The 14689-nt window shown below is 73.8% G+C and carries 13 protein-coding genes; 8 read left to right on the top strand and 5 right to left on the bottom strand.

The window, feature by feature from the left end; genetic code table 11:
* From pheS to ACWGIS_RS29750, 5 genes are all read left to right on the top strand, one after another.
* Window positions 1-1128, top strand: coding sequence for a phenylalanine--tRNA ligase subunit alpha (gene pheS / locus ACWGIS_RS29770; RefSeq protein WP_453365561.1), 1128 nt, complete (start codon window positions 1-3; stop codon window positions 1126-1128).
* Entirely contained in the window at window positions 1128-3632 is a 2505-nt protein-coding gene (gene pheT / locus ACWGIS_RS29765) for a phenylalanine--tRNA ligase subunit beta (RefSeq protein ID WP_453365560.1), read from the top strand. The genes pheS and pheT overlap by 1 nt, the downstream gene beginning before the upstream one ends.
* 209 nt (window positions 3633-3841) lie before the next feature.
* Entirely contained in the window at window positions 3842-5038 is a 1197-nt protein-coding gene (locus ACWGIS_RS29760; RefSeq protein WP_453365559.1) for a PP2C family protein-serine/threonine phosphatase, read from the top strand.
* A 247-nt stretch (window positions 5039-5285) separates the two neighbouring features.
* Window positions 5286-6626, top strand: a complete 1341-nt coding sequence (locus ACWGIS_RS29755; protein ID WP_453365558.1) for a transcriptional regulator — start codon at window positions 5286-5288, stop codon at window positions 6624-6626.
* Window positions 6627-6825: 199 nt separating this feature from the next.
* The gene (locus ACWGIS_RS29750; protein ID WP_453365557.1) at window positions 6826-7371 is read left to right on the top strand and encodes an NUDIX hydrolase; all 546 of its coding nucleotides are present in this window, start codon (window positions 6826-6828) and stop codon (window positions 7369-7371) included.
* Window positions 7372-7400: 29 nt separating this feature from the next.
* On the opposite strand, the gene ACWGIS_RS29745 is transcribed toward ACWGIS_RS29750, so the two are convergent.
* Complete coding sequence (locus ACWGIS_RS29745) at window positions 7401-7658, bottom strand: hypothetical protein (RefSeq protein WP_453365556.1); 258 nt, start codon at window positions 7656-7658, stop codon at window positions 7401-7403.
* 356 nt (window positions 7659-8014) lie between these two features.
* A complete protein-coding gene (locus ACWGIS_RS29740) occupies window positions 8015-8896 on the bottom strand; it encodes a 3-hydroxybutyryl-CoA dehydrogenase (protein WP_453365555.1) in 882 nt (293 codons plus the stop codon).
* Between the two features lie 147 nt (window positions 8897-9043).
* Here ACWGIS_RS29740 and ACWGIS_RS29735 point away from each other — a divergent pair, with 147 nt between their 5' ends.
* The gene (locus ACWGIS_RS29735; protein WP_453365554.1) at window positions 9044-10303 is read left to right on the top strand and encodes a glycoside hydrolase family 10 protein; all 1260 of its coding nucleotides are present in this window, start codon (window positions 9044-9046) and stop codon (window positions 10301-10303) included.
* 369 nt (window positions 10304-10672) lie between these two features.
* On the opposite strand, the gene ACWGIS_RS29730 is transcribed toward ACWGIS_RS29735, so the two are convergent.
* Window positions 10673-10867, bottom strand: coding sequence for a DUF1918 domain-containing protein (locus ACWGIS_RS29730; protein ID WP_453365553.1), 195 nt, complete (start codon window positions 10865-10867; stop codon window positions 10673-10675).
* A 90-nt stretch (window positions 10868-10957) separates the two neighbouring features.
* Window positions 10958-11947, bottom strand: coding sequence for a DMT family transporter (locus tag ACWGIS_RS29725; protein WP_453365552.1), 990 nt, complete (start codon window positions 11945-11947; stop codon window positions 10958-10960).
* On the opposite strand from ACWGIS_RS29725, the gene ACWGIS_RS29720 reads away from it, so the two are divergent.
* Window positions 11946-13379 (top strand): aminotransferase-like domain-containing protein, encoded by a 1434-nt coding sequence (locus ACWGIS_RS29720; protein ID WP_453365551.1) that lies wholly within the window; start codon window positions 11946-11948, stop codon window positions 13377-13379. The genes ACWGIS_RS29725 and ACWGIS_RS29720 overlap by 2 nt on opposite strands.
* Before the next feature lie 145 nt (window positions 13380-13524).
* On the top strand, window positions 13525-14109 hold the full coding sequence (locus ACWGIS_RS29715; RefSeq protein ID WP_453365550.1) for a histidine phosphatase family protein: 585 nt from the start codon (window positions 13525-13527) through the stop codon (window positions 14107-14109).
* A 61-nt stretch (window positions 14110-14170) separates the two neighbouring features.
* Here the strand turns inward: ACWGIS_RS29715 and ACWGIS_RS29710 are convergent, their stop codons facing one another.
* On the bottom strand, window positions 14171-14632 hold the full coding sequence (locus ACWGIS_RS29710; protein WP_453365549.1) for a DUF6314 family protein: 462 nt from the start codon (window positions 14630-14632) through the stop codon (window positions 14171-14173).
* Between the last annotated feature and the right edge of the window lie 57 nt (window positions 14633-14689).

Here is a 14689-nt window from a genome sequence, read left to right as displayed (position 1 = left end):
ATGTCGGCACCGAATAAGTCGTACGACCCTGTAGAGGTCGAGGCCTTGAAACCGGAAGAGATCGAGCGCATGCGGGACGAGGCGCTCGCCGCCTTCGCGGCCGCCGGCGACCTCGACGCGCTCCAGGAGGCCAAGGTCGCCCACACCGGCGGCGCCTCGCCGCTGGCCCTCGCCAACCGCGAGATCGGCGCTCTGCCCCCGCACGCCAAGGCCGAGGCCGGCAAGCGCGTGGGCCAGGCCCGCGGCGCCGTGAGCAAGGCACTCGCCGCCCGCCAGACCGAGCTGGAGGCCGAGCGCGACACCCGGGTCCTGGTCGAGGAGGCGGTGGACGTCACGCTGCCCCACGACCGGGTACCGGCGGGCGCGCGCCACCCGCTCACCACGTTCATGGAGCGGGTCGCCGACGTCTTCGTGTCCATGGGATACGAGATCGCGGAGGGCCCCGAGGCCGAGGCGGAGTGGTTCAACTTCGACGCCCTGAACTTCACGCCCGACCACCCGGCCCGGCAGATGCAGGACACGTTCTTCGTGCAGGGCCCCGACGGCGGCTCGGGCGACGAGTCCGGTGTCGTGCTGCGGACGCACACCTCCCCGGTGCAGGCCCGCGCCATGCTCGACCGCGAGCCGCCCGTCTACGTGGTGTGCCCCGGCCGGGTGTACCGCACCGACGAGCTGGACGCCACGCACACGCCGGTCTTCCACCAGATCGAGCTGCTGGCCGTGGACGAGGGCCTGACCATGGCCGACCTCAAGGGCACCCTGGACCACATGGTCCAGTCGCTCTTCGGCGCCGACATGAAGACCCGGCTGCGCCCGAACTACTTCCCCTTCACCGAGCCGTCCGCCGAGATGGACATGCTCTGCTACGTCTGCCGGGGCGCCTCCGTCGGCAACCCCGACCGGCCCTGCCGCACCTGCTCCAGCGAGGGCTGGATCGAGCTCGGCGGCTGCGGCATGGTCAACCCGCGCGTCCTCGTCGCCTGCGGCGTGGACCCGGAGAAGTACAGCGGATTCGCCTTCGGGTTCGGCATCGAGCGGATGCTGATGTTCCGCCACAACGTCGAAGACATGCGAGACATGGTCGAGGGTGACGTCCGGTTCACCCGGCCGTTCGGGATGGAGATCTGATGCGGGTCCCGCTTTCCTGGCTGCGGGAGTACGTCGACCTGCCGGCCACCGAGACCGGCCGCGACGTGCAGGCCAAGCTCGTGTCCGCCGGCCTGGAGGTCGAGCGGGTCGAGCGGCTCGGCGCCGACCTCAAGGGCCCCCTCGTCGTCGGCCAGGTGCTGACCATCGAGGAGCTGGAGGGCTTCAAGAAGCCCATCCGCTTCTGCACCGTCGACGTCGGCCGGGCCAACGGCACCGGCGAGCCGCAGGAGATCGTCTGCGGCGCCCGCAACTTCTCCGTCGGCGACAAGGTCGTCGTGGTGCTGCCCGGCGCCGTCCTGCCCGGCGACTTCGCGATCGCCGCCCGCAAGACGTACGGCCGCACCTCGCACGGCATGATCTGCTCCGGCGACGAGCTGGGCATGGGCGACGACGGTTCGCACGGCATCATCGTGCTGCCGCCGGAGTACGAGCCGGGCACCGACGCCGTCGAGCTGCTCGAACTCGTCGACGAGGTCCTCGACATCGCCGTCACGCCCGACCGCGGCTACTGCCTGTCGATGCGCGGGGTGGCCCGCGAGGCCGCCATCGCGTACGGCCTGCCGCTGCGCGACCCGGCGCTGCTCGACGTGCCGGCCCCGAACGCCTTCGGTCACCCGGTGCGCGTCTCGGACCCCCAGGGCTGCGACCGCTTCACCGCCCGCACCGTCACCGGCCTCGACCCCGAGGCGCGCTCCCCGATCTGGCTGCAGCGCCGTCTGCAGAAGGCCGGCATGCGCCCGATCTCGCTCGCCGTCGACATCACCAACTACGTGATGCTGGAGCTCGGCCAGCCCCTGCACGCGTACGACCGCTCCCGCGTCCAGGGCGCGATCGGCGTGCGCCGGGCCGAGCAGGGCGAGAAGCTCACCACGCTCGACGGCGTGCAGCGCACGCTCGACGCCGGCGACCTCGTCATCACCGACGACCGGGGGCCGATCGGCCTCGCGGGCGTCATGGGCGGCGCCGACACGGAGATCGACGACACCGAGGGCACCACCACCGAGGTCGTCGTCGAGGCCGCGCACTTCGACGCGATCTCGATCGCCCGCACCGCGCGCCGGCACAAGCTGGCGTCCGAGGCGTCCCGGCGCTTCGAGCGCGGGGTCGACCCGGAGGCCGCGGCCGCCGCCGCCCAGCGCACGGTCGACCTGCTCGTCCTCCTCGCCGGCGGCACCGCCGACGCCGGGGTCACCCAGGTCGTCGCGCCCTCCGCGCCGCACACCATCACCCTCCCGGCGAACCACCCGGACCGGGTCGCGGGTGTCGAGTACGGCCGCGAGACCGTCGTACGCCGCCTCCAGCAGGTCGGCTGCGACGTCTACGGGCAGGACGAGCTGATCGTCACCGTGCCCTCCTGGCGGCCCGACCTCACGGACCCGAACGACCTGGCCGAAGAGGTCATCCGGCTGGAGGGCTACGAGAACCTGCCCTCCACCCTGCCCAAGCCCCCCGCGGGCCGGGGCCTGACCGGCCGGCAGCGGCTGCACCGCCGGTTCGGCCGCGCGCTGGCCGGCGCCGGCTACGTCGAGGCGCTGAACTACCCGTTCCTCGGCGAGCACGTCTTCGATCAGCTCGGCCTGGAGGCCGACGACCCGAAGCGCCGGGTCGTCAAGCTGGCCAACCCGCTCTCCGACGAGGAGCCCGCCCTCCGTACGACGCTGCTGCCGGGGCTGCTCGCCGCCCTGCGCCGCAACGACGGCCGGGGCAGCCACGACCTCGCGCTGTTCGAGACCGGCCTGGTCTTCCAGCCGCGCGAGGAGCAGCGCGTCGCGGTCCGGCTGCCCGTCGACCGCCGTCCCACCGACGAGGAGATCGCGTCGCTGACCGCCGCGCTCCCCGTCCAGCCCCGGCACGCAGCCGTCGTCCTCGCGGGCGCCCGCGAGCAGGCCGGCTGGTGGGGCAAGGGCCGCCCGGCCGACTGGGCCGACGCGGTCGAGGCCGCGCGCACCCTGGCCCGGGAGGCGGGCACCGAACTGCTCGTGCGCACCGGCCAGTACGGGCCCTGGCACCCGGGCCGCTGCGCCGAGCTGGCCGTGGTGATCGACGGCGCCGAGCGCGTCATCGGCCACGCGGGCGAGCTGCACCCCCGGGTCGTCAAGGCGCTGGGCCTGCCCGCGCGCACCTGCGCGGCGGAGCTGGACCTGGACGCGCTGGAGCTGGCGAGCGCCGGCCTGCCGAAGGGCCCGCACATCTCGGCGTTCCCGATCGCCACCCAGGACGTCGCGCTGGTCGTCGACAAGTTCGTCCCGCACGCGGACGTGGAGGCGGCGCTGCGTGACGGCGCCGGTGAACTCCTGGAGTCCGTCCGGCTGTTCGACGTCTACGAGAGCGAGCAGCTCGGCGAGGGCAAGAAGTCCCTGGCGTACGCGCTGCGCTTCCGGGCCGCCGACCGCACCCTGACCGTCGACGAGGCCACCGCGGCCCGTGACGCGGCCGTCGCGCTGGCGGCGGACCGTACCGGGGCGGTGCTGCGCGGGGCGTGAGCGTCCCGGGTCGCCCGAGGTGACCCGTGAGCCGAGGAATGAGGGGCACGTCCGGTTCGCCGGGCGTGCCCCTCACTCGTTCGGGTGACAACTCCGGGCGATCTGGTCCGTTCGGGGCATGCGGTCGACAGAATCGGACCGGCCCAGGAGGCGTCGGCGGACGCCGCGGGCCATTCTGCGCAGTCAGGGCCTGATGGGGGGCCGTCGGCATGATCCGTACCAAGGCTGGGGCTGTCCGCAGGGTGTGGCCCGGCAGGCGTTCCCGGCCGTCGGCCGGGGTGGCCGTCCCGTCCGGCGGCCACGGGGGAGTGTTACGGAGTCGGCTGGTCCGCGCGGTGCGCCGGGCCGACCGGCAGCCCGTCCGCCGTGCCCTGTCGCTGGGCCTGCCCACTCTCTGGGGCGCCGGTGCCATCACGTACAAACTGGCCTGCCCGCCGGCCCAGCAGCACGGGCTCGGTGCCCGGATCGTCACCAGCGCCGTCTTCTTCGTGGTCGGCACCGGACTGATCGTCCACGTCCGCCGGACGCTGCTCCGGGAACTCCGGCAGATCCGCAGGGTCGCCGGGGCCGCGCAGAGCGTCCTCCTGCGTCCACTGCCACCGCGGATCGGCGGCCTCGACATCGCCGTGGCCCAGCTCTCCGCCGACCGCTGCGCCGTCGTCGGCGGCGATCTGTACGAGGTGGTCGCCACCGAGCACGGGGTGCGGGCCGTGATCGGCGACGTCCGCGGGCACGGCCTCGGCGCCATCTCCACCGTCGCCGCCGTCCTCGGCAGCTTCCGCGAGGCCGCGTACGACGAACCCGACCTCCCCCGGGTGCTGACCCGGCTCGACCGCGCCCTGGCCCGGCACCTGCGGGAGCGGGCACGGGCCGAGCACCCCGCCGTCGGCCCGGAACCGGACAACCCGGTCGCCGAGGAGTTCGTCACCGTGCTGCTCCTGGAGATCGGCTGCGACGGCGAGATGAGCGTGCTCAACTGCGGCCACCCGTGGCCCCACCTGCTGCGCGGCGACACGGGACCGGACGGCGGCCCCGACCGCGTCGAACCGCTGTCGTGCGGTGAACCCCTGCCGCCGCTCGGCCCGTTCCCGCTTCCCGCCGAGCTGTCGCCGGGGCGGCACGGCCGGCTGCTCCCCGGGGAGACGCTCGTCCTGCACACGGACGGAGTCGAGGACGCGCGGGACAGCCGTGGCCGGTTCTTCTCGCTGCCCGCCGCCCTCGCCGAGTCCCTCCGTACCCGTCCCCTCACACCCCAGGCCGTGCTCGGCACCGTCTTCTCCGGTCTGCTGCGCCACACCGGCGGCACCCCCACCGACGACGTCGCCCTGCTCGTGCTCCGCAACGCCCGCCGGCCCGTCCAGGCCCGCGGCGAACGTGTGGGGCGGCGCGCGTACCCCGTCGTCTGAGGCCGGCACGCCGTCCGCCCCGCCACGGAGTGTCGGGCAGGCAGCCGGGCGGACGGCGCGGAAGCGGGCCGCCGCACTGTACGAGGGGGAGCCGGCGGCCCGACCGGCCTCTTGCGAGGCATTTCAGTCAACCGGCCCGGAACGCTCCGCGACAGCGCGTGTACTCCGCGGATTCGGGCATTCCCTTCACACCCCGTGTGAAGCCGACCGCACTACGCTGTCGGCACCGAGCCACCGGAGGGCCTCCATGCAGCCCAACACCCTGCTCGACGCGATCCTCGACGAGGCGGGGATCTCGCACGCGGGACTCGCCGCGCACGTGAACCAGGCGGGGCGGGCACGCGGCCTGGCCCTGCGCTACGAACACACCGCTGTGGCGCGGTGGCTGAAGGGGCAGCGCCCGCGCGGCCAGGTGCCGGACCTGATCTGCGAGGTGCTGGCGGGGCGGCTGCACCGGCCGGTCACCCTCGACGACATCGGCCTCGGCGTACCGGGTGAGCCCGCCGTGCCGCACGGCACCTCGCTCTCCGGCTTCGTCGAGCGGGCCACCGCGCTGTGGCGCTCCGACGAGCAGCAGCGTCCGCACATCCTCGGCGCCCCGGCCGTCACCGGCACGCCCGCCGTGATGCCCGTGTGGGAGTGGGAGAACCCGCCCGAGGACGTCGACGTCTCCCGCGGCGGCCGCCACCGCGTCAAGATGGCCGACATCGAGATGCTCCGCGCGGCCCGCGCGCACTACGAGCAGATGTACCGCAAGGCGGGCGGGATCGCGACGCGCACCCGGATCGTCGGCTTCCTCAACTCCGAGACCGCACCGCTGCTGCGCGGCAGCTACACCGACGAGACCGGCCGCCAACTCCACCGCGCCACCGGCGGGCTGGTCGCCATCGCGGGCATCTGCGCCTACGACTCCGACGCGCACGGACTGGCCCAGCGCTACTTCCACCAGGCGCTGCGCCTGGCGAAGGCCAGCGGGGACCGGGGGCTCGGGGCCTACGTCATAGCGCTGCTCGTCAACCAGTCGCTGTTCATGCGGGAGTACCGGCAGTCCGTCGCCTTCGCCGAGGCCGCGCTGCGGGCCGCGGGCCGGCACATCACCCCGGCGCTCGCCTCCGACCTCTACGCGATGCAAGCCAAGGCGTACGCCCATCTCGGCGACGGCAGCAGCGCGTTGTCCTGCATCCGGCGTGCCGAGCAGGCGGCCGAGCGCATCCGGCGCGGCTACGAGCCGGACGAGACCGGCTATGTCCAGCCGGGCCTGGTGAACGTACAGGTGGCGGAGGCGCTGCTCAGCCTCGGGGACCTGGTGGCGGCGGCGGAGCACGCCGCGGCGGCGGTGGACACCCCGGCGCACGACCGGGGCCGGGTGCACCGGCTCGCCATGCTGAGCCAGATCGAGCTGCGCCAGGGGAACGCGGACAAGGCGGTGGCGACCGCCGTCCAGATGGCGGAGCAGGCGCGGGGGATGGAGTCGCAGAGACTGCGCGACAGACTGCGGGCGGTGCGCGAACACCTGGTGACCAGCGGTTGCGCGGGTACGTCCGAGGCCGCCGAACTCATCGACGGGGCGCTGCGCGTACCGCTGTAGAGGACCCGGGCGGACCTGTCGCCGCGTCCGCGGGAGTACGAAGCCGGGTGGAGCGTCCCGCCGCGCCGGGGCGCCCGTGTGCCCGTCCCCGTGTGCGCCACTGCGCCTGCCGCTGCGCTGTGCGCGGACCGCCGTGAGCCTGCTGCCACGACGCCTCTGCTGCGATATTGCCATCTACTCGGCGGAAGGTGGCAGAACCGTGCAGTGGACGAAACGAAACGAACAAACTGTGTATGCAAACCGCTGGTTCAGCGTCAATCTCGCAGATGTCGAACTACCGGACGGTCGGCATCTCGACCACTTCCTGATACGGCTGCGGCCCGTGGCCGTGGCCACGGTGGTCAACGAGGCCAACGAGGTGCTGCTGCTGTGGCGGCACCGGTTCATCACCGACAGCTGGGGATGGGAACTGGCGGCGGGGGTCGTCGAGGACGGCGAGGACATCGCCGTCGCGGCGGCCCGCGAACTGGAGGAGGAGACCGGCTGGCGGCCGGGACCCCTGCGCCCGCTGATGAGCGTCGAGCCCTGCAACGGGCTCACCGACGCCAGGCACCACATCTACTGGGCGGACGAAGGCACGTACATCGGGCATCCCGTGGACGACTTCGAGTCGGACCGCCGGGAATGGGTTCCCTTGAAACTCGTCCCGGACATGGTCGCCCGCGGCGAGGTCCCGGCCGCCAACATGGCGGCCGCGCTGCTCCTGTTGCACCACCTGAGGCTCGGGCAGGACGCCTTGCCCTGACATCCCGCGGCGTCCTGAAGGACGGGGTCCTAGTGCGCGAGAGCCTGCCAGATCGCCACGACGAGGGCACCCACGGCCGTGACGGCCGCCACCGCGGGCAAGGGCCAGCGGGTGTGTTCCAGCGCGACGACCCGGGCGCTCAGGTCGTCGAGCTCCTTGGCGGTCTGCTCGACGCGGTGGCTGAGCAGGGCCAGCCCTCCCTCGACGCGTGCGTGCGCAACGTCGAGGCGGCGCCGTAACTCTGCGAGTTCCCCTTGGACCACGGGATGCTCGGGGTCGACGGTCACAGAACCGCTCCTTTCCGTAGTCATCACATCCCTTACGCGTGCACGGAAAGTCAACTCGCCTGGTGGGTGCGTGGGGAGCGTGTGCGAGGGGCATATGCGGGCCCGGCGCGCACACGGTGTGTGAATGGAGCGGGCCCGGCTCTCGGACGAGAGCCGGGCCCGCGAACGCCCATGGGTGACGGAGCGTGTCCAAAAGCGGCCGTCAGGGGGTGCCATCAGGCCGCCGTGACCGAATCCGGACGTACGTGGCCGGATCGGACGTGGGTGGAGGGCGCGTAGCCGGTCGGCCGCCGCCCGCGTCCCGGGCGTCCGCGACCACGCGCGGCCGAGAGCCGGGAGCCTCCCCGGTGCAGCGCTCAGGAGTACGAGTAGAACCCGGAGCCCGTCTTGCGGCCCAGCCGGCCCGCGTCCACCATGCGCTGGAGCAGCGGGGGAGCGGCGTACAGCGGCTCCTTGTACTCCTCGTACATCGAGTACGCGACCGAGGCCACCGTGTCCAGGCCGATCAGGTCGGACAGCTTCAGCGGGCCCATCGGGTGCGCGCAGCCCAGCTCCATGCCGTTGTCGATGTCCTCGCGGCTCGCGATGCCCGACTCGAACATCCGGATCGCCGAGAGGAGATAGGGGATCAGCAGGGCGTTGACCACGAAGCCCGAGCGGTCCTGGGCGCGGATCGCGTGCTTCCCGAGGATCTTCTCGACCAGTGCCTGGGCCCGGCTGAGGGTCCCCTCGGAGGTGGTCAGCGCAGGGATCAGCTCGACGAGCTGCTGCACCGGGGCCGGGTTGAAGAAGTGGATGCCGATGACCTGGTCGGGACGCGAGGTGGCGACGGCCAGCTTCACCAGCGGGATCGAGGAGGTGTTGGAGGCGAGGATCGCGTCCTGCCGGGTCACCACCTGGTCCAGGATCTGGAAGATCTCGGTCTTGACCTGCTCGTTCTCGACGACGGCCTCGATCACCAGGTCACGGTCGGCGAACTCGCCGAGGTCGGTGGTGAAGGTGAGCCGGTCCTGGGTCGCCTGCAGCTCCTCCGCGGAGATCTTTCCGCGCTCGGCCGCCTTGGAGAGGGAGTTGAAAAGGCGGGTACGGCCAATCTCCAACGCCTCGCCGGTGGTCTCGGCGACCTTGACGTCAAGGCCGGCGCGGGCGCACACCTCGGCGATGCCCGCCCCCATCTGGCCGCAGCCCACCACTCCGACGCGTTCGATGTCGGTCACATCGTCCCTTTCGCTGATCATCGGGCCCGCAGGACCCCCGTTGTCCGGTGCCTGCTCCGATCGAGCACGTTACTCCGGAAGTCCCGGTGATCGATCGTCCGGGTCGGGCATGCTGGGCGGCGGGACGGTCCGTGACCGCGCGGATCCGCAGCGTACGGGGGTGTACGGATGGGACGGGTGTCACGCCGGGCGTTCGCGGTGGCCGCGTGGGCGGCACTGTCGGGTCTGTCGGCGGCCGGGGACGCCGGTGCCGTCCCCCGAGCGCGGGGGACCACCGGTCCCGGCCCGGCGGCGCGGGCCGCGCGCGAGATGCGCGGCATGTGGCTGGCGACGGTCGCCAACCGCGACTGGCCCTCGCGGGCCGGCCTCACCGCCGCCGAGCAGCGCGCAGAACTCCTCACCCACCTCGACACCGCGGTGCGCCGCCGGCTCAACGCCGTGATCTTCCAAGTACGGCCGACCGCCGACGCGTTGTGGCCCTCGCCGCACGAGCCGTGGTCGCAGTACCTCACCGGCGTCCAGGGCCGGGACCCCGGCTGGGACCCGCTCGGCACGGCGGTAGCCGAGGCGCACGCGCGCGGGCTCGAACTGCACGCCTGGTTCAACCCGTACCGGATCGCCAACCACACCGACCCGTCGCGGCTCGTCGCCTCGCATCCGGCCCGGCTGCACCCCGACTGGGTGGTGCCGTACGGCGGCCGGCTGCACTACAACCCGGGGCTGCCCGAGGTCCGGGCGTTCGTGCAGGACGCGATGCTCGACGCGGTGCGCCGGTACCCGGTCGACGCCGTGCACTGGGACGACTACTTCTACCCGTATCCGGTCGCCGGCCAGGTCTTCGACGACGACGCGGCGTACGCCGCCCACGGCGCGGGCTTCCCGGACCGGGCGGCCTGGCGGCGCCACAACATCGACCTGCTCGTGCGGGAGACGGCCGCCCGCGTCCGGCAGGTCCGGCCCGGGACCCGCTTCGGGATCAGCCCGTTCGCCGTGTGGCGCAACGCGGCGACCGACCCGCGCGGCTCGGACACCCGCGCCGGGGTGCAGACGTACGACGACCTGTACGCGGACACCCGGAGCTGGGTGCGCAGGCGCTGGATCGACTACATCTGCCCGCAGGTGTACTGGAACATCGGCTTCCCCGCCGCCGACTACGCGAAGCTCGTGCCCTGGTGGGCGGAGGTCGTCAAGGGCAGCGGCGTGCGGCTGTACGTGGGGGAGGCGCTCTACAAGGCCGGTGACCCGGCGCAGCCCGCCGCCTGGCAGGACCCGGCCGAGCTGTCCCGGCACCTCGCCCTCGCCCGCGGCATCCCTCAGGTGCGCGGGCACGTCTTCTTCTCGGCGAAGGAGGTGGCCGTGGACCGGACCGGCGCGATGGCCCGGGTGGTCGCCGACCACTACGGACGCCCGGCGAGGCCACCGGGGTAGGGAGTCCGGGGGCGACGGGGCGACGGGGCGACGGGGCGACGGGGCGACGGGGCGACGGGGCGACGGGGCGACGGGGCGACGGGGCGAACAGGGCCAGGGTCGCGGGCGCCAAGGCGTGGCGACGGACGGCCGGGCCCGGGTCTTCCGGGCGCGGTGAGGGTCGACGCGGACGGCGGCAGGGGATCGGGCGGCCCCGCGCCGACGGAACCGACGCCCGGGTTCGGGCCCCGGCGGAGGACCGGAAGGGCGCCGACGACGGGACGCGCGCGCAGGAACGGAGCACCGCTTGCACCGGGCCCCGGCGCGGGATCGGTCCGGCGCCGGGGTCGGGGGAGCGGGCGGAGAGCCGGAGCTGTGCCGCGCCGCCGGTCAGTTCATGGAGTCCGGGTGCCGGATCTCGGAGTCGGGTCCCGGGGACATCACTGCCTCGTGCCCGTCCTGGAAGCGCACCCGGTACGGGGGAGTGCCCTCCGCCCCCATGACCTCGGTGATTTCTGCGACCTTGTCGTGCTGGCCGACGATCCTGCCGTGCGTCACCAGCTGGTCGCCCACGGTTGCACGCATGTGAGCGCCTCCTCGTCACGTGCCGGAGTAGCGGTCCGTGCCGCAAGTCTACGGCCGGAGGGGCCGGTTGCACCGGCCCGTGCGCGGCGGTCAGCCCCGCGTCCGCTGGGTGACCGCGATGCAGACCAGGACGGCCGCGGCCGTCAGCGGCGCGGCCGGTGTCAGCCGTTCACCGAGGAGCAGCACCGACCACACCAGTGTGAGCAGCGGCTGCGCCAGCTGCAACTGGCTGGCCTTGGGCACGCCGATGGCGGCCATGCCGCGGTACCAGACGACCAGTCCGAGGAACTGCGAGCCCGCCGCCACCCACAGCAGCCCGGCCACGCTGTGCGCGGTGAGCCGCACGGGCTCGTACGACAGCGCGACCAGGGCGCCCGGAGCGGAGAGCGGCAGGCACAGGACCAGCGCCCAGCCGATGACCTGCCAGCCCGGCATCATCCGGGCCAGCCGGCCGCCCTCGGTGTATCCCGCCGCGCAGACCAGCAGCGCGCCGAAGAGGTACGCGTCCGCGCCGGTCAGCGTGCCGCCGCTCTGCTGCACGGTGAACGCGATCACGGCGGCCGCACCGGCGAGCGCCGCGGCCCAGAAGGTGCGGGAGGGCCGCGCCCCGGTGCGCAGCGCGGAGAGCAGGGCGGTCGTCAGCGGCAGCAGTCCCACCACGACGGCTGCGTGGGAGGTGGTGGCCGTCTCCAGCGCGAGCGTCGTCAGCAGCGGGAACCCGAGCACGACACCCCCGGCGACGACGGCGAGCCCCGCCCAGTGCCGCCGGCCGGGCAGCGGCACCCGGAGCGCCAGCAGGCAGCCGCCCGCGATCAGGGCCGCGAGGACGCTGCGGACGGCGACGAGCGACCAGGGGCCGAACCCTTCGAGGCCCCAGGCGGTGGCGGGGAAGGTGAGCGAGAACGCCGTGACGCCGAGAGCGGCCAGCAGGGTGCCGGTGCGCGCGTCGCCTCGGTCGTGCGTGCTTCCCCGGTGCTCCGGTCCCGCGCCGCGAGGTCCGCCGGGCCGGCCGGTCCCGGTGTCGCCGGGCGTGCTGACCGCTATCCTGGTCGGGGTAGTAGCGCTATCCTGTGCTGTCATGCAAGAGCGTAGCAGTGTCGGTGACCTGGCGAGCAAGCTGCGGAGCGAACTCGACCGCTACTCACCCGGTGGAAAGCTGCCGTCGAGCCGGGCCCTCGTCGAGCGGTTCCGGGTCAGTCCCGTGACCGTCTCCCGGGCGCTGGCGCAGCTCGCCGCGGAGGGCCTGGTGGTCACGCGGCCCGGAGCCGGGGCCTTCCGGGCGCAGCCGCGTACCGCCCCCGCCGAGGCCGGGGACACCGCCTGGCAGACCGTGTCGCTCAGCGCCGACGCCGCCACCGAACTCGTCCCGCGCACCGTGGACGCCTCCGGCGTGCTCGTGTCGCTGGCCGCGCCGCCGCCCGGAGTGATCGAGTTCAACGGCGGCTACCTGCACCCCTCGTTGCAGCCCGAGCGGGCGATGGGCGCGGCCCTGTCGCGGGCGGGACGGCGGCCCGGCGCATGGGCGCGACCCCCCGTCGAGGGCCTCGCCGAGCTGCGGGAGTGGTTCGCCCGGGGCATCGGCGGAGCCGTCTCCGCGGCGGAGGTCCTGATCACCGCGGGCGGCCAGTCGGGCCTCACCACCGCCCTGCGCGCACTCGCCCCGCCCGGCGCCCCGGTCCTCGTCGAGTCGCCCACGTATCCCGGCATGCTCGCCATCGCCCGCGCCGCCGGCCTGCGGCCCGTACCGGTGCCCGTGGACCGGGACGGGGTGCAGCCGGCGCTGCTGGCCGACGCGTTCAGGGCGACCGGCGCCCGGGTCTTCGTCTGCCAGCCGCTGTTCCAGAACCCGACCGGCGCGGTGCTCGCGCCCGACCGCCGCGGCGAGGTGCTGCGCATCGCCCGCGCGGCGGGGGCGTTCGTCGTCGAGGACGACTTCGTGCGGCGGCTGGTCCACGAGGACGCGGGACCGCTGCCGCGACCGCTCGCCTCCGACGACACCGACGGAGTCGTGGTGCACGTCTGTTCGCTGACCAAGGCGACCTCGCCGAGCTTCCGGGTGAGCGCGCTCGCCGCCCGCGGCCCGGTCCTGGAGCGACTGCGCGCGATCCAGGTCGTCGACACCTTCTTCGTGCCGCGGCCCCTCCAGGAGGCGGCACTGGAGCTCGTCGGCTCCCCGGCCTGGCCCCGCCATCTGCGGTCCCTGTCAACCGAGTTGAAGAACCGTCGGGACACCATGACGGCCGCGCTGCGCCTGCACCTGCCCGAACTCGCCCTGCCGCACGTCCCGTCGGGCGGTTACCAGCTCTGGCTGCGCCTGCCCGACGGCGCGGACGAGGCCGCGCTCGTCGCGGGCGCCCTTCGCGCGGGCGTGGCCGTGACGCCGGGCCGTCCCTACTTCAGCGCCGAACCCCCCGCCGGACACGCCCGGTTGAGCTTCGCGGCCGTCGCGGGCACGGGCGAGATCACCGAGGGCGTACGACGACTGCGCGCGGTCTGCGACGAAGTGCTGTAGATCGCCTCCGGCCGGGGGACCCGCGCCGGGGGCGCCGAGCAGTGCAGCGGAGCGCCCCGACGGCTCTCAGGGGAGTGGCGTGTTCTCGCCAGTACCCTCAGTTACACCTATTGACCTGCGGACTTTCGCGCTCCACCATCGCCGCATGCATCTTCGGGTCACCTTCGTCGCTGCCGCGCGCAGCTCCTCGCTGCTCGCCGAGCGTTTCGAGGACGACCGGCCGCTGGACCAGGCCGGCTGGGACGAGGTGCAGCGCGCCGCGCACGGTCTGGTGCCGCTCGCCGCGGCGGAGCTGCGGTACTGCTCGCCCACCCCGCGCAGCAGGGCCACCGGCGACGCGCTCGGCTACGCGCCGCTGGTGCAGCTCGCGCTGCGCGACTGCGACATGGGGCGCTGGCGCGGCTTCACCCTCGGCGAGGCGATGGCGCGCGAACCCGAGGCCGTCGACTCCTGGCTCGCCGATCCGCGCTCCGCCCCGCACGGCGGCGAGTCCCTGCTGTCCTTCATCTCCCGGGTGGGCGGCTGGCTCGACACCCGGCCCGCCGACGACGGCAGCCGTATCGTCGCCGTCGCCGAACCCTCGGTCGTGCGGGCCGCCCTCGTCTACGCCCTGAAGGCCCAGCCCGCGACGTACTGGAACATCGACGTCCGCCCCTTGTCGACGGTCACCCTGACCGGGCACAACGGGCGCTGGAACCTGCGCCTGGAGTCCGGACTGCAGCGCGTCTGAAGCCCGGCCGGCGCCATGCGTGCCGGGCCCGGGGGGCTGTCCGGGGCCGGCTCCGGTCCCGTCAGGCGGTGTCCCGCGCCGTACGGACGTAGTCGGTGGTCAGGACGAGGTCCTTGGCGGGGCCGCCCACCCGCCACACCGTGCGCCAGCGGCCGGCGTCGTGGACCGTGAACTCGCCCCGGTAGTGATCCGCCGCGCAGGGATGGACGGCGACGTGGCGGCCCTTGGACAGGTCGAGGTCGTGGAAGGGGCGTCCGTCGGAGAACCGTACGTCCGCGGTGCCCGCCCGGTCCCCGGGAAGGAACCACAGCGTCCGCTCGGCGGGCCGGGGCGTGCCCTGCCACACGAACGTGCCGGACTCGTGGTGCAGGAGGCCGTCCCCGCCGTCCTCCAGAGGTGAGAAGACCGTCGTGCCCGTGAAGCGCCCCTCGGTGCCCGCCGCGAGGTCCACCACGCGGCGGTCCACCCGCCAGCTTCCGGCCAGAAACCCCAGCACATCGGCCACCGGCCTGAACTCGCCCATCCCGTCCCGCTCTCCGTCACATCCGGCCCCCGCGTACCCGGCGGCGCGGCGCGTTCA

Source organism: Streptomyces sp. NPDC054842, from assembly GCF_053611025.1.
Note: the sequence above shows the minus strand (reverse complement) of the source record. Positions and strands in the feature narration are given on the sequence as shown.

Excerpts from the sequence above, each read along its gene's own strand:
- pheS (WP_453365561.1), top strand. The coding sequence starts at position 1 with ATGTCGGCACCGAATAAGTCGTACGACCCTGTAGAGGTCGAGGCCTTG.
- pheT (WP_453365560.1), top strand. The coding sequence starts at position 1,128 with ATGCGGGTCCCGCTTTCCTGGCTGCGGGAGTACGTCGACCTGCCGGCC.
- ACWGIS_RS29760 (WP_453365559.1), top strand. The coding sequence starts at position 3,842 with ATGATCCGTACCAAGGCTGGGGCTGTCCGCAGGGTGTGGCCCGGCAGG.
- ACWGIS_RS29755 (WP_453365558.1), top strand. The coding sequence starts at position 5,286 with ATGCAGCCCAACACCCTGCTCGACGCGATCCTCGACGAGGCGGGGATC.
- ACWGIS_RS29740 (WP_453365555.1), bottom strand. The coding sequence starts at position 8,896 with ATGATCAGCGAAAGGGACGATGTGACCGACATCGAACGCGTCGGAGTG.
- ACWGIS_RS29735 (WP_453365554.1), top strand. The coding sequence starts at position 9,044 with ATGGGACGGGTGTCACGCCGGGCGTTCGCGGTGGCCGCGTGGGCGGCA.
- ACWGIS_RS29730 (WP_453365553.1), bottom strand. The coding sequence starts at position 10,867 with ATGCGTGCAACCGTGGGCGACCAGCTGGTGACGCACGGCAGGATCGTC.
- ACWGIS_RS29720 (WP_453365551.1), top strand. The coding sequence starts at position 11,946 with ATGCAAGAGCGTAGCAGTGTCGGTGACCTGGCGAGCAAGCTGCGGAGC.
- ACWGIS_RS29725 (WP_453365552.1), bottom strand. The coding sequence starts at position 11,947 with ATGACAGCACAGGATAGCGCTACTACCCCGACCAGGATAGCGGTCAGC.
- ACWGIS_RS29715 (WP_453365550.1), top strand. The coding sequence starts at position 13,525 with ATGCATCTTCGGGTCACCTTCGTCGCTGCCGCGCGCAGCTCCTCGCTG.
- ACWGIS_RS29710 (WP_453365549.1), bottom strand. The coding sequence starts at position 14,632 with ATGGGCGAGTTCAGGCCGGTGGCCGATGTGCTGGGGTTTCTGGCCGGA.